12 protein-coding genes are annotated in these 15539 nt (G+C 39.8%); 9 read left to right on the forward strand and 3 right to left on the reverse strand.

Going from position 1 to position 15539, the window contains the following annotated elements; genetic code table 11:
- Nucleotides 1–31: 31 nt before the first annotated feature.
- Both H7R46_RS04430 and radA read right to left on the reverse strand, forming a co-directional pair.
- Entirely contained in the window at nucleotides 32–1003 is a 972-nt protein-coding gene (locus H7R46_RS04430) for a Tim44 domain-containing protein (RefSeq protein ID WP_002118912.1), read from the reverse strand.
- Between the two features lie 82 nt (nucleotides 1004–1085).
- Complete coding sequence (gene radA, locus H7R46_RS04435) at nucleotides 1086–2474, reverse strand: DNA repair protein RadA (RefSeq protein ID WP_005067703.1); 1389 nt, start codon at nucleotides 2472–2474, stop codon at nucleotides 1086–1088.
- A 343-nt stretch (nucleotides 2475–2817) separates the two neighbouring features.
- On the opposite strand from radA, the gene H7R46_RS04440 reads away from it, so the two are divergent.
- The 5 genes from H7R46_RS04440 to dapF all read left to right on the forward strand — a co-directional run bounded on the left by H7R46_RS04440 (nucleotide 2818) and on the right by dapF (nucleotide 8519).
- Entirely contained in the window at nucleotides 2818–4311 is a 1494-nt protein-coding gene (locus H7R46_RS04440) for an alanine/glycine:cation symporter family protein (RefSeq protein ID WP_005067705.1), read from the forward strand.
- Between the two features lie 315 nt (nucleotides 4312–4626).
- Nucleotides 4627–6033 carry an amino acid permease gene (locus H7R46_RS04445; RefSeq protein WP_031945280.1) on the forward strand — a complete coding sequence of 469 codons (1407 nt, stop codon included), beginning with the start codon at nucleotides 4627–4629 and terminating at the stop codon, nucleotides 6031–6033.
- Between the two features lie 140 nt (nucleotides 6034–6173).
- On the forward strand, nucleotides 6174–6395 hold the full coding sequence (lptM, locus tag H7R46_RS04450) for an LPS translocon maturation chaperone LptM (protein WP_002118887.1): 222 nt from the start codon (nucleotides 6174–6176) through the stop codon (nucleotides 6393–6395).
- Between the two features lie 22 nt (nucleotides 6396–6417).
- On the forward strand, nucleotides 6418–7668 hold the full coding sequence (lysA, locus tag H7R46_RS04455) for a diaminopimelate decarboxylase (protein WP_005067709.1): 1251 nt from the start codon (nucleotides 6418–6420) through the stop codon (nucleotides 7666–7668).
- A gap of 5 nt (nucleotides 7669–7673) precedes the next feature.
- The gene (gene dapF / locus H7R46_RS04460) at nucleotides 7674–8519 is read left to right on the forward strand and encodes a diaminopimelate epimerase (RefSeq protein WP_005067711.1); all 846 of its coding nucleotides are present in this window, start codon (nucleotides 7674–7676) and stop codon (nucleotides 8517–8519) included.
- 86 nt (nucleotides 8520–8605) lie between these two features.
- On the opposite strand, the gene H7R46_RS04465 is transcribed toward dapF, so the two are convergent.
- Nucleotides 8606–9229, reverse strand: a complete 624-nt coding sequence (locus H7R46_RS04465; RefSeq protein WP_005067713.1) for a LysE family translocator — start codon at nucleotides 9227–9229, stop codon at nucleotides 8606–8608.
- A 165-nt stretch (nucleotides 9230–9394) separates the two neighbouring features.
- Here H7R46_RS04465 and xerA point away from each other — a divergent pair, with 165 nt between their 5' ends.
- The 4 genes from xerA (at nucleotide 9395) to gyrA (ending at nucleotide 15524) form a co-directional block, all read left to right on the forward strand.
- Nucleotides 9395–10282: a site-specific tyrosine recombinase/integron integrase gene (gene xerA / locus H7R46_RS04470; protein ID WP_080631163.1), complete on the forward strand. Its 888-nt coding sequence runs from the start codon at nucleotides 9395–9397 to the stop codon at nucleotides 10280–10282.
- Between the two features lie 461 nt (nucleotides 10283–10743).
- Nucleotides 10744–11493, forward strand: a complete 750-nt coding sequence (locus H7R46_RS04475) for an electron transfer flavoprotein subunit beta/FixA family protein (RefSeq protein ID WP_002118903.1) — start codon at nucleotides 10744–10746, stop codon at nucleotides 11491–11493.
- A 17-nt stretch (nucleotides 11494–11510) separates the two neighbouring features.
- Nucleotides 11511–12443 (forward strand): electron transfer flavoprotein subunit alpha/FixB family protein, encoded by a 933-nt coding sequence (locus tag H7R46_RS04480; RefSeq protein ID WP_002118921.1) that lies wholly within the window; start codon nucleotides 11511–11513, stop codon nucleotides 12441–12443.
- Between the two features lie 366 nt (nucleotides 12444–12809).
- Nucleotides 12810–15524, forward strand: a complete 2715-nt coding sequence (gyrA, locus tag H7R46_RS04485) for a DNA gyrase subunit A (RefSeq protein ID WP_032012328.1) — start codon at nucleotides 12810–12812, stop codon at nucleotides 15522–15524.
- Nucleotides 15525–15539: the final 15 nt, after the last annotated feature.

Here is a 15539-nt window from a genome sequence, read left to right on the forward strand (position 1 = left end):
TTGTGGCTTTTTTATTTAGGATTTATTTAGCTTAAGCTTGTTGAATACCTGCAACAACCCAGTCTTGCTGAGAGCCAGCAGGTTTAACAAAGTGCCAGATTTCGGTAAACGGTTGTGGCAAGCTGTTTAAGTCTTCGCTTACTGTACCAGTGAAACGTACGCTTACTACGTATTGACCATTTTCAGTTGCACTATCTACAACCATCGCATTCAAGTTGCTAAATTCAGCAACGTCTTGATCTTGGTTTTCCATGATGTCGTTATACATAGAACTATAAAGTTCTGGTGTTAAGTAACGGCGAATTTCTTCAATGTTACTTGCAGTATTCATCGATTGGATATGATTAAAACGTTGACGTGCAATACGTAAGAACGCAGCTGGTTCACTACCATCTGGAAGTTGATTGCCATTGCTCGTGGTTACACCACCAAAAGGCGCTTGCGTTGCTGCACCGCCACCCACAGATTGACCAAAGATATTTGTATTATCGCCAGCATTACGTGGAGCTGCTTGTGGTGCAGCAGAACGACCAAATGGGTTTTGACCGTTGCTATTTGGTGCGTAAGGGTTGTTACCCGCTAATTTTTTTTTTGATCCCAATTTACGGAATACAAAGAAAGCAAGAGCTGCGGCAAGCAATACCCAAATCCAACCTGGGATTCCACCTTTTTTCTCTTCTTGAGCTTGAGCCTGAGTGGCTTGCTGTTCAGTTGATGTCGGTTTGTCATCAGCTAAAGCATTTGCTGCAACAGCACCTACGGCAGCACCAGCGACACCAGCTGCAACCATTGAACCAACGCCTGGACCAGATTTCTGAGGCGCTGTAGTGGTTTGTTGAACTGGAGTCACTTGACGAGGTTGTTGATAAGACTGGCTTGAAGTAGTCGAACGTGCCATACCGTGGCTTTTACCACCACCTGCACGTTTAGCTTCAGCAAGAGGCGAAATTGCTAAAGCAGCCATTAAAATACCGGTAATCAAGCCACGCTGGTGTACTTCCATAGGAAATTCCTGTTTAGAGTTAATTTGTAATAGTATTTATGCAGGCTTTTACTCTAAATTTCAACTATAAAAGTATGTTTTTTTATGTCAATTCATCACTGAGCTGCATAGCTTCTGTCAATGCTTCATGCAAGCGCGCAACAGCAATAACTTGTACGCCCGGAATTGCCTTTTGAGGAGCGTTTCCTCTTGGTAAAATGACATATTTAAAGCCATGTTTTGCTGCTTCTTTTAAGCGCTCCTGACCGTTAGGAACAGGGCGAATTTCACCAGAAAGACCAACTTCCCCAAAAACTGCAAGTTGTTGGGGCAAGGCTTTAGTACGTAAACTTGAAGCACATGCGAGTAAAACAGCCAAATCAGAACCTGTTTCGGTAATTTTTAAGCCACCTACAATGTTGACATATACATCTTGTCCAGTGGTTTGCACGCCGCCATGACGATGCATTACAGCAAGCAACATGTTCAAACGGTTTTGTTCAAGACCAAGTGCAACACGTCGTGGTTGTCCTTGAGCATCATCAACTAAAGCTTGCACTTCGACCAAAAGAGGGCGAGTTCCTTCACGGCTAATCATGACAATTGAACCGGGAATCGCTTCATCATAACGACTTAAGAAAATAGCAGAAGGATTGGCCACTTCACGTAAGCCTTTATCAGTCATGCCAAATACGCCAAGCTCATTCACTGCACCAAAACGGTTTTTAACAGCACGAATCATGCGATAGCGAGAGTCTGATTGACCTTCAAAGTAAAGTACGCAGTCCACCATATGCTCTAAAACACGTGGACCTGCCAGTGCACCTTCTTTGGTCACGTGACCAACAATGAATAGTGCTGTGCCACTATTTTTTGCATAACGGGTTAATAAAGCAGCAGATTCACGAATTTGTGAAACACCACCCGGAGCAGATTGGAGGGTTTCTGTATAAAGTGTTTGAATCGAATCTAGAATAGCGACTACAGGTTTTTCTTGTTCTAAAACTTCACAAATGCGTTCTACACAGGTTTCAGCCATGACTTTTAATTGGTCGGTTGGCAGGTCAAGACGTTGCGCACGAAGCGCCACCTGAGATAAAGATTCCTCACCCGTAATATAAAGTGCAGAGCTTTTTTCGCTTGCCATATGGGTCGCAGTTTGCAAAAGAATGGTTGATTTACCAATACCGGGGTCACCACCAATCAGCACCACAGAACCTGTCACCAAACCGCCGCCAAGCACTCGGTCAAATTCGCTAATGCCTGTAGGTAAGCGGGTTTCATGAGAAACGGAAACTTTATTTAGCGTTGTAATGTTAGCAACTTGACCCGCATAGCCCCCGATTTTAGGACGTGCGCGGTGAGCAGTGGTTGGCTCAAGTTTAACTTCAGTCAGAGAATTCCATTCACCACACTCTGAGCATTGACCAGCCCATTTAAGATGATCGGTACCACATTGCTCGCAACGGTAAACAGTTTTGACTTTGCTCATAAAAAATTGAAATTTTGCTCGATATTATATAAATATAGTTCTTAGGAAGTTCTTCGTTCTTGTTTCCAAAAATTATCATAAAAGATATTGAGGAAATTTGAAGGGATCTTCTAAGGAACTAATAAGGGAAAGACACCAAAAATAACACGATATTGGATTTTTACAAGTCAGATAAAGTTTGTTTTCAGTGGATATAAAAAATCTAATCTATTCCCCAAGGACGGTGTTTTTACTGGAGTATGTATCTAGCTGTTTATTATAGATATGGCATGGATATTGCTGAAGTGAAAACGAACAAAATAATATGAGTATTGTATTTTAAAAATACAAAAGGTTGATATCTATGAGTGCAGCAGAAATTGTTGATTGGATTAATGGCATTATTTGGAGTAAGGCACTTATTTACCTGTGCTTAGGCGCGGGTTTATTTTTTTCTATTTTGACAAGATTTGTGCAAGTACGTCAAATGAAGGAAATGGCCAGACTATTAATAAAAGGTACTTCTTCAGAACAGGGGATTTCATCATTTCAAGCCTTAGCTGTTTCATTATCGGGACGAGTAGGTGTAGGTAATATTGCGGGTGTAGCGGCAGCAATTGGCTTTGGTGGGCCGGGTGCTGTCTTTTGGATGTGGTTGGTTGCATTTTTAGGAGCAAGCACGGCATATGTAGAATCAACTTTAGGTCAAATCTATAAAGTCGAATATCAAGGGCAATATCGTGGTGGTCCTGCTTTTTATTTTGACAGAGGGCTAGGACAGCGTTGGTTAGGCATCGTATTTGCTATAGCAGCAATTATTTCTTGTGGTTTGTTCTTACCTGGTATTCAAGCAAATGCGGTAGGTAAGGCATTTACACAGATTACAGGTGAAGGGGCAATTATTTTTGGTGATATTGGCCTGTTTAAAATTGTAGCACTTGTGGTGATTGTTGGTTTACTCGCTATCATTATTTTTGGTGGTATTAAACGGATTGCACGTTTTGCTGAATTCGTTGTTCCTTTTATGGCAGCTGGTTATATTCTAATGGCTGTTGTTATTGTGATTGCGAATATTCACGAGCTACCTGGTGTAATCAAATTAATTTTTGAAGATGCTTTTTCTCCTATGGCGGGTCTTGGTGCTGCAATCGGTTGGGGGGTAAAACGTGGTGTTTATTCAAATGAGGCAGGGCAAGGAACAGGGCCACACGCAGCAGCTGCAGCAGAAGTTCAACACCCAGCTCAACAAGGTTTTGTACAGGCATTCTCGATTTATGTCGATACATTATTCGTCTGCTCTGCAACAGCATTTATGATTTTAATTACAGGTATGTATAACGTACAAGGTACATTAGAAGCTGGTCAATTTATTGTACAAAATGTTGGAGCTACTGTAGAAATAGGTTCTCCTGCTTTTACCCAAATGGCAGTGAGTACAATGTTTGGTAATTTTGGCCAAATCTTTGTGGCATTGGCTGTGTTCTTCTTCGCTTTTACAACGATTGTTGCGTATTACTATATTGCTGAAACTAACATTACTTATCTAAGCTATATTACTAAATCTCCATCGTTATTATTTGTGACGAAGTGCTTTATTATTCTCTCTGTATCTTATGGGGTTTTAAGTGCAACCGGTTATATATGGGGTATTGGTGATATTGGTGTCGGTCTAATGGCATGGATTAATATTGTCGGAATTATTGTGACTTATTTTGTATGGAAGCCAACAATTAAAGCTCTTAAAGATTATGAAGCTCAGCAAAAAGCTGGAGTAACAGAGTACACATTTGACCCTGTTAAATTAGGAATTAAAAATGCGACATTCTGGGAAGAAAGATTGAAGAATAAACAAAAGTAAATTTTTCAAAAGATAAATTTATTTCCTGATCCTTAATCGAAAAGGCTACCTCACTGGTAGCCTTTTTATATATGCGAAAGTTAAGCAAGTACGACAAAAGTTGACTTGAGAGTCCGTTGTATTGCAATAGGCTTGTGCGTATTATCGGCCATAATTGTATGTAGCTTGGAATCATCAGCAATACAGACAAAATTGGTTAGCTGAAAAGTTGTCAAAAAATATACATTTAAAAGATACCTGCAAATGGTGCGATATCGTCTTTTTGATTTGAATTTAGCTAACGGACTAAAAAAATTACTGGAGTGTATTTATCAAATGTCGAATCAAAATCTGAGCGAGCCTCATGAACAAGGTGAGCTCCATCGAAGCCTCTCCAATCGGCATTTACAGCTGATCGCGATTGGTGGTGCAATTGGTACCGGATTATTTATGGGATCAGGCAAAACAATTAGCCTTGCTGGTCCATCAATCTTATTCATTTATTTGATTATTGGTGTGATGGTGTTTTTTGTCATGCGTGCGCTTGGCGAATTACTTCTTTCAAACCTTGCCTATAAATCATTTATTGACTTCACAACAGATTTAATCGGTCCATGGGCGGGTTACTTTGTAGGGTGGACATACTGGTTATGTTGGATCACGATTGGTATCGCTGACCTTTCTGCAATTATCTACTACTTACAATTCTTCAATAATGGTCTACCTTTCTCGCCTGTCGAAGGGGCGATGATCAGTGTTGCCGCGATTGTATTTATTATGGGTTTAAACCTGTTAACAGTTCGCTTGTTTGGTGAGTTAGAGTTCTGGTTTGCGCTCATTAAGATTCTTGCGATTATTATTTTAATCGCTGTGGGGCTATGGATGATCTTTACAGGCTTTACCTCAAGTAAAGGTGAAGTTGCATCATTTACTCATCTCTGGGCTAACGGTGGTTTCTTCCCAACAGGTGTACATGGTTTCTTGGCAGGCTTCCAGATTGCAATCTTTGCTTTTGTTGGTGTGGAACTTGTGGGAACAACGGCTGCGGAAACGAAAGATCCAGCACGTAACTTACCAAAAGCAATTAACTCAATTCCAATCCGTATCATTATTTTCTACGTATTGGCATTGTTGATCGTAATGTCTGTAACGCCTTGGAATAAAATTGATCCTGCGATTAGTCCATTTGTAAACTTGTTCAGTCAAGCAGGTGTGGCAGCAGCAGCGATTTTGATGAACTTGGTGGTATTGTCATCAGTTATGTCGTCAATGAATAGTGGTGTCTTCTCAACAAGCCGTATGTTATTTGGTTTATCTCGTGAAGATCAAGGTCCAAAAGCTTTTGGTAAATTGAATAGACGTGCGGTGCCGGCAAATGCATTGTATTTCTCTGCTGCGTGTTTATTGTTAGGTGCGGCATTACAGTATTTTGTTCCAAATACAGTTGAGGCATTTACGCTTGCAACGACGCTTTCAACGATTCTGTTCATTTGCGTGTGGTTACTCATTATCTGGAGTTATATCCGTTACTACACTACGCGTCCTGAGCTACATGCAAAATCAACATTTAAATTACCGGGTGGTCTATTTACATGTTGGATCACGATTATTTTCTTTATTGGCATGATTTATGTGCTGTCTTTAGAACCAGATACGTTCAAAGCGCTTAAAGTCAGCCCAATTTGGTTTGTTATCTTGATCATTGGTTATTTCTTCTTCTATAAACCACGTCATAAAAAGTAATTAAATTTATTTGGTTATGATCAAACGCTGGCTGAAAAGCTGGCGTTTTTTATGCATATTGTTTTTCTCTTTAAGTTTACTCTTTAGCCGCCTGCATGATCACGGTATACTGCATCGAATTGTTTAAATCAGGTGCTCAGATGCGTCGTGTCATTTGCCTCATCAGTTTATTGAGCAGCAGTATTTTGCTTAGCGCTTGTGGTCAGTCAGGAGCATTACAGCTACCTTCTGATCCGAATTATGACAAACGCGCGAAATACTTGCTCTATCGTAATAAAGAACAGAAACAAGTTGTTCAACAGGATGAGCAGGCTGAACAGCCAGTTGAATCATCAGCCCCAACCCAAACAACTTCACCTTAAGCTTTGAAATAAGGACACATTCATGAGTTTCACTCGCATTAATGGAGTATTGCATGCAGAGCAATGTTCTATGGAGCAGCTTGCGCAGCAATTTGGCACACCTTTGTATGTTTATTCAAAAGCAGCTTTTGAAAAACATTACTTAGATATGGACCGTGCTTTTGATTTTATTGATCATCAAATCTGTTTTGCGGTGAAATCTAACTCAAATATAGCTGTTCTTAATGTGTTGGCAAAACTTGGTGCTGGTTTTGATATCGTATCAGGTGGTGAACTTGCACGCGTTTTAAAAGCGGGTGGAGATGCATCTAAAGTTGTTTTTTCTGGTTTAGGTAAAACCGAAGCTGATATTGAAACATCGTTAAATGTAGGCATTGCTTGCTTTAACGTAGAGTCTTATGCAGAACTAGACCGTCTTCAGAAAGTTGCAGCTCGTCTAGGCAAAAAAGCGCCGATTTCTTTACGTGTAAATCCAGACGTAGATGCAAAAACTCATCCTTATATTTCAACAGGTTTAAAAGAAAATAAATTTGGTATTCCAAGTGATACCGTTTATGAAACCTATCAATATGCTGCATCTTTGCCAAACCTTGAAATTATTGGCATTGACTGCCACATTGGTTCGCAGTTGACCGAGACTAAACCGTTTGTTGACGCTTTAGATCGTGTCATGTTGATGATCGAAGAATTGAAAAAACTTGGTATTACTCTTAAACACATCGATATCGGTGGCGGGTTAGGTGTTTGTTATAAAGATGAAACACCGCCAAGTGTTGAAGAATATGCCAACTCAATGAAACCTGCTTTAGAAAAATTAGGTCTCAAGGTTTATATGGAACCGGGTCGTAGCATTAGTGCAAATGCAGGTGTGCTTTTAACCAAAGTTGATTTGCTCAAGCCAACGAGCCACCGTAACTTTGCCATTATTGATGCAGCAATGAATGATTTAATTCGCCCTGCTTTATATGAAGCGTGGATGGATATCCAACCTGTAGTGCCAAGTTCAGATACTGAAGAAAAAACTTGGGATCTTGTGGGTGCAATCTGTGAGACGGGTGATTTCATTGGTAAAGATCGTTCATTGGCTTTAAAAGAAAATGACTTGTTAGCTGTTCTTGGCGCTGGCGCTTATGGTTTTGTAATGAGTTCAAATTACAACACACGTGGACGTGCCGCAGAAGTGATGGTGTCAGGCGATAAAGCCCATTTGATTCGTGAGCGTGAAACGGTTGAATCCCTGTGGGAAAATGAACGCTTGTTGCCTGAGGAGTAAATGAAATGTTGTTAGAATTTACTAAAATGCATGGCCTAGGCAACGACTTTATGGTGGTTGATCTAATCAGCCAACGTGCCTATTTGGATACAGAAACAATTCAACGCTTAGCCGATCGTCATTTTGGCATCGGTTTTGATCAGCTTTTAATTGTTGAACCACCAGATTTACCGGAAGCAGATTTTAAATATCGTATTTTTAATGCTGATGGTTCTGAAGTTGAACAATGTGGTAATGGTGTACGCTGTTTTGCTCGTTTTGTACATGAGCGCCATTTAACGACCAAAACAAGTATTACTGTCCAAACCAAAGCAGGTATTGTAAAACCTGAATTGGGACAAAATGGTTGGGTTCGCGTCAATATGGGGTACCCGAAGTTCTTACCGAATGAAATTCCATTCATTGCAGAACAACCAGAAGCTTTATATACACTTGAGTTAGCTAACGACCAGACCATTAATATTGATGTGGTTAATATGGGCAATCCTCACGCTGTCACTATTGTTCCAGATGTATTAACTGCAGATGTTGCTGGCATTGGTCCACAAGTTGAGTCACATAAACGTTTCCCTGAACGTGTTAATGCTGGCTTTATGCAAGTAATTGATGAAAAACATATTCGCTTACGTGTATTTGAGCGTGGCGTAGGTGAAACACTTGCATGCGGTACAGGGGCTTGTGCTGCTGCTGTAAGTGGTATGCGCCGTGGCTTACTTGCGAACTCAGTTGAAGTTGAGCTTGCTGGTGGTAAGTTACAAATCGAATGGCAAGAAGGCGATGTGGTCTGGATGACTGGTCCAACAACTCATGTTTATGATGGGCGTTTGGATTTACGTTATTTCCAAGGTTAATAGCATTACCTAAATAGAAGCCTCTTTTCATCAGCTAAAGTGATAAAAGAGGCTTTCTTTTATATGTATAATAATATTTGATTTAATTATCTTTTACTCAAAGCTAATTTCAAAGCAAACAACACAAAAATACTGCCAGTAATTCGGTCCATATATTTCACAAATTTAGGTTGCTTAAGATAACGTGACAGTGGTTGCATAGTCAAAATTAATAAAGTTGACCATAACATTCCAATCACCACATGAATCATTACCAGTCCCATCACCCAAGTAACTGCTGATGCTTGTGGTGGAATAAACTGTGGAAGAAATGAAATATAAAAAATACCAACTTTGGGATTAAGTAAATTACCCAAAAAGCCTTTAATAAACCAATTTTGTGAAGGAGAGGTATTTGAACTATTCTCTTGAATATCTGCAAGTTGGCTACGTGGTTTTAAAATCATATTTAAACCTAACCATGCTAGATAAGCTGCTCCCATCCATTTTAGAATATTAAAAGCGAGATCAGATGCCATGAGCAAAGCACCTAGACCACAGGCAACCACAATTCCCCATACAATACAGCCAAGGCTAATGCCGACAGCTGCTTGAAACGCTTTCGATTTACCTTCAAGTGTTGCTGTACGAATAATTAAAGTCGTATCTAAACCAGGGGTCAGTGTAAGTAAGGTAATCGCAATTAAATAAGGAATGAGTATGGTGGTCATGGCAGCAAGGTCCAATGAATACTTGGTTTAAATTGTAATATATAAATTAGATCAGCATTAGGTTGTGCGGTATCAAATTTTCATGATCACATAGTTTTTGATACACTCAAAAAAATGAGCAAATAAATGGAGAGCAATTTGGATTTTGCATTACAACTGCTCTCAATGTGGTTAAAAGAAAGAAAAATACAGAATCAATCTGAGCACACGATTACTGCTTATGAACGGGATGTTAAAAGCTTTCTTGAGTTCTGCGAGCACAAACAACTAGATTTGAGAAATATTGAAGCTTCAGATTTAAGAGAGTACTTAGCGCAGCGTGTCGAACAGGACCAGTTAAGTTCAAGTAGCATGCAACGTCATCTCACCTCAATTCGTCAATTTATGAAGTGGGCTGAACAAGGTAAATATCTAGAAATTAATCCTACCGACGATTTTAAGTTAAAACGCCAACCTAGACCTTTGCCCGGCATGATCGACATAGAAACGGTTAATCAAATTTTGGATCAACCTATGCCAGAAAAACCGGTTGATCAGCAATTGTGGTTAAGAGATAAAGCCATGCTTGAGTTACTTTACTCAAGTGGTTTACGTTTGGCTGAATTACAGGGTTTAACAGTTAAGGATGTAGATTTTAATCGCCAACTTGTTCGTATTACAGGTAAAGGAAATAAAACACGTATAGTACCATTTGGGAAAAAAGCAAAAGAAAGCCTATTGAACTGGTTGAAAGTTTATAAAATTTGGAAAGGACATTTTGATCAAAATGATTCTGTCTTTATTTCCTTACGAGGAGGGGCGCTCACTCCAAGGCAAATTGAAAAACGAGTGAAGCTTCAGGCACAAAGAGCAGGTGTAAATGTCGATTTACATCCACATTTACTCAGACATTGTTTTGCTAGCCATATGCTATCGAGTAGCGGTGACTTGCGTTCAGTACAAGAAATGCTAGGCCATAGTAATTTATCTACAACACAAATTTATACCCATATTGATTTCGATCATTTGGCTCAAGTGTATGATCAAGCCCATCCAAGGGCACATAAAAGCTAAAAGTTAAAAAATAGACTCAATCAAAGATAATTAAATTGAGATGTTTTAGGTGAATGTAGAGATCATTTGGATTTTTTTACAAATTTGTTTAAGAGAAATAAGGGAAACTACCCAATTGACAATTTTGATCTTTGAGTATTTTGTGGACGACTGGGTCTAAAAAACGTCGGATTTATGGTGTTTAAAAGTAATGTTATGTTTCTAGCTAATATGCTAAATAAGATAAAAAGATAATAAAAATCAATGTATAAAATAGAGTTTAAAAAGAATAAAATAGGCCCTCATAGCAGTCTAAAATTTTTTTATGAACTGATGATTTCATTTTTTTTGTGCTGTTCCAGAAAATTGTGACTTGACCGAAATGCCAAACACATTGCAAGATAGGGTACCTAAAAAATTTTAATTGAAGAGTTAATATACTTTTCTCAACATTTACTTTTGCTAGAACAGCCGAGGATTACATGAAGGCTCTTGTTGCTGTAAAACGCGTGGTTGATGCCAACGTTAAAGTTCGTGTTAAGCCGGACAATAGTGGGGTTGACCTTACCAACGTAAAAATGTCAATTAACCCATTTTGTGAAATCGCAGTGGAAGAAGCGGTTCGCTTAAAAGAAAAAGGAACAGTATCAGAAATCGTTGTTGTTTCTGTTGGTCCTAAAGAAGCTCAAGAACAAATCCGTTCTGCAATGGCTCTAGGCGCAGACCGTGGTATTTTGGTTGAAACTACTGATGAAATTGGCGCTTTAGAAGTTGCTAAAATTTTAAAAGGTGTTGTTGAAGCTGAAAAACCAGAACTTATCCTTCTTGGTAAACAAGCAATTGATGATGACTCTAACCAAGTAGGTCAAATGCTTGGTGCATTATTAGGTGCTGGTCAAGGTACATTCGCTTCTGAAGTGAAAGTTGATGGCGGTAAAGTACAAGTGACTCGTGAAGTTGACGGTGGTTTACAAACTGTTGAACTTACACTTCCTGCAATCATCACGACTGACTTGCGTTTGAACGAGCCACGTTATGCAGCATTGCCTAACATCATGAAAGCTCGTAAGAAGCCACTTGATACAAAATCTCCTGCGGATTATGGCGTTACAGCTGGTACTAAGCTTAAAACTGTTAAAGTTGAAGCTCCAGCAGAACGTAAAGCTGGCGTACAAGTGAAATCTGTAGATGAGCTTGTTGAAAAATTGAAAAATGAAGCGAAAGTGATCTAATACGGAAGGATAAAATCATGAGTATTTTAGTTATCGCTGACCACAACAACCAAGTACTTAACGGTGCTACTTTAAACGTTGTTGCTGCAGCACAAAAAATCGGTGGTGATATTACTGTATTAGTTGCTGGTTCTGGTGCTCAAGCAGTTGCTGATGCTGCTGCTAAAGTTGCTGGTGTAAGCAAAGTTTTACTTGCTGACAACGCTGCTTATGCAAACCAATTAGCTGAAAACGTAGCTGGCTTAGTTGCTGACTTGGCTAAAGGTTACAAATACGTTTTAGCTGCTTCTACAACAACTGGTAAGAACATTCTTCCACGTGTTGCTGCTCTTCTTGATGTAAGCATGATCACAGATATTATTTCTGTTGAATCTGCGAACACATTCAAGCGTCCTATCTACGCTGGTAACGCGATTGCAACTGTTCAATCTGACGAAGCAATCATTGTGGGTACTGTTCGTGGTACAGCATTTGATCCAGTTGCTGCGGAAGGCGGTTCAGCTGCTGTTGAAACAGTTGGCGAAGTAAAAGATGCGGGTATTTCTCACTTCGTATCTGAAGAAATCGTTAAGCTTGATCGTCCAGAATTAACTGCGGCTCGCATCGTAGTTTCTGGTGGTCGTGGTGTAGGTTCTGGTGAGAACTACCATAAAGTACTTGATCCATTAGCTGACAAGCTTGGTGCAGCACAAGGTGCTTCACGTGCAGCAGTTGATGCAGGCTTTGTACCTAACGATTTCCAAGTTGGTCAAACTGGTAAAATCGTTGCGCCTGAGCTTTATGTTGCTGTAGGTATTTCTGGTGCGATCCAGCATTTAGCTGGTATGAAAGATTCTAAAGTTATTGTTGCAATCAACAAAGACGAAGAAGCGCCAATCAACAGTGTTGCTGACTACTGGTTAGTTGGTGATTTGAACACTGTAGTACCTGAATTGGTATCTAAACTTTAATCTTTACCGATTAAAGCTAAAAAACCCTTAGTTTTTACTAGGGGTTTTTTTATTATGGATAATGTCCTGAAATATATAACTGAGACTTTTATCTCATTTGAGGTTTGATTTTTATAGAATAAAAATCACATAGTTTTATTAAGAATAGAACGTGCTCGTTATAGCGATGTGATAAGAATAATATGCAATTAAATTATACAAATATCACCAGATTAGCGGTGTAGATTCCGCACATTACAAAGTGCTTTTATGCTATAGTATACAGCTATATTTTTTTCGATTTTAGTTCAGTTTCCGGAACTAAATTTTTTGCAAGATCAAGACATATAAGCAGATGGAAATTTCTATCTGTAAGAAGGAGTATGCATGAGCGTATCGGAAATCCGACCGATTGCCATTGAGGACGAACTCAAGCATTCATATTTAGATTACGCGATGAGTGTAATCGTATCTCGTGCATTGCCGGATGTGAGAGACGGTCTTAAACCTGTTCACCGTCGTGTGCTTTATGCCATGCACGAATTGGGCAATGACTATAACAAAGCCTACAAGAAATCTGCGCGTGTTGTTGGGGACGTAATCGGTAAATATCACCCTCATGGTGACTCAGCTGTTTATGAAACCATTGTACGTATGGCTCAGGACTTTAGCTTACGTTATTTATTGGTAGATGGTCAGGGTAACTTCGGTTCGATTGATGGTGATAGCGCAGCTGCGATGCGTTATACCGAAGTCCGTATGACCAAGCTTGCACACGAGCTTCTTGCAGATCTAGAAAAAGACACGGTTGACTGGGAAGATAACTACGACGGATCTGAGCGTATTCCTGAAGTACTTCCGACACGTGTTCCTAACTTGTTAATTAATGGCGCTGCTGGTATTGCCGTAGGTATGGCAACCAACATGGCACCGCATAACATGACAGAAGTTGTGAATGCGTGCTTAGCCTATGCTGACAATCCGAATATCTCGATTGAAGGATTGATGGAATACATTACGGGTCCTGACTTTCCTACAGGCGGTATTATTTACGGTAAATCAGGTATTGTTGATGCCTACCGTACAGGTAAAGGCCGCTTACATATTCGTGGTAAGTACCATTTCGAAGAAGATGAAAAGACAGGCCGTACAACTATCGTCTTTACTGAAATTCCATATCAAGTAAACAAAGCAAGAGTTATTGAACGTATTGCCGAGTTAGTGAAAGAGAAAAAACTTGAAGGTATTTCAGAACTTCGTGATGAGTCTGACAAAGAAGGTATGCGTATTGCAATTGACTTAAAACGCGGTGAAAACGCTGAAGTCGTTGTAAATAACTTATTCTTAAATACCCAACTTGAGAACTCATTCAGCATCAACATGGTTTGTCTTGATAACGGACAACCAAAATTGATGAATCTGAAAGATATTATTGCGGCATTTATCCGTCACCGCCAAGAAGTTGTGACACGTCGTACCATGTTCGAACTGCGTAAAGCACGTGAACGTGGTCATATCTTAGAAGGCTTAACAGTTGCTTTAGCCAATATCGATGAAATTATCGAGACGATTAAAACTTCTGCTAACCCTGCTGAAGCGCGTGAGCGTTTACTTGCAGGTGAGTGGGCAGGTGGTGGTGTCGTTTCATTGCTTGAAAAAGCTGGCGCAATTTCTGTTCGTCCAGATGAAATCGAAGGTGAAGATCCAAATCGTCCATTTGGTCTAACTGAATCGATTTACCGTTTATCACCAACACAAGTAGGCGCAATTTTAGAATTACGCTTACACCGTTTAACAGGTCTTGAACAAGACAAATTACATGCAGAATATACTGAGATCTTAGGTCAAATCGCTGAACTTACTGCGATTTTGAATGATTTCAATTTATTGATGGCTGTAATTCGCGAAGAGTTGGCACTAGTACTACAACAGTATGGTGATGGACGTCGCACTGAAATTATTGAATCACGTATTGATTTTAGCCGTGAAGATTTAATTCCTGAAGAGCAAGTTGTATTAACGGTTTCACAAACAGGTTATGCAAAAACTCAACCACTTTCAGATTATCAGGCTCAGCGCCGTGGTGGACGTGGTAAGTCTGCAACTTCAATGAAAGATGATGACTTTATTCAACATCTCATTGTAGCTTCAAACCATGCGACTGTGCTGTGCTTTACCAACGTAGGTAAAGTATATCGTCTTCGTGTGTTTGAAGTGCCTCAAGCATCACGTGGTGCCAAAGGTCGTCCGATTGTGAACTTGTTACCTTTAGATGCGAATGAAACAGTAACAGCTATCTTGCCGTTGACTGAGTTCCCAGAAAACCATTACGTATTTATGGCGACAGCATCAGGTACGGTTAAACGTGTTGATTTAGAGCAATTCGCTAATATCCGTTCAAATGGTTTACGCGCAATTGAACTCAATGAAGAAGATACCTTAATTGGTGTTGCGATTACTGATGGTAATCAGCAAATCATGTTGTTCTCGAACGAAGGTAAGGCAATCCGTTTTGCTGAGACTGACGTACGTGCAATGGGTCGTACTGCGAAAGGTGTTCGTGGTATGCGCGTGAGCTTTGCAAGCAGTACTTTAAGTGAAGAAGATGCAGATGTTGAAAATGATGAATCAGATGACAATGACGATTCAGCAGATTCAAATTTAGTAAGCCGTATCGTATCGCTTGTAGTTGTACCTGAAACAGGTGAAGTGCTGTGTGCAAGTGCCAACGGTTACGGTAAGCGTACACCAGTAAATGACTTCCCGACCAAGAAACGTGGCGGTAAGGGTGTAATTGCGATTAAGACAAGCGAACGTAATGGTGAGCTTGTTGGTGCAGTGTCTATTGACGAAACCAAAGAATTGTTACTTATTTCTGATGGCGGTACATTAGTTCGTACACGTGCAGCAGAGGTTGCAATGACTGGTCGTAATGCACAAGGTGTACGTCTAATTCGCTTAAGCGAAGAAGAAACTCTAGTGGGCGTTGTGTCTATTGAAGCTGTCGAAGATGAAGAAGAGTTTCTCGAAGGCGAAGTAGATACTACTGAAACTGATAGCGAAGAAGTTGTATCAAATAATGAAGATGCTTCTGAAGAGTAAGTAAAACTTTAATAA

Source organism: Acinetobacter sp. BEC1-S18-ESBL-01, from assembly GCF_014169935.1.
Lineage (GTDB): Bacteria > Pseudomonadota > Gammaproteobacteria > Pseudomonadales > Moraxellaceae > Acinetobacter > Acinetobacter pittii.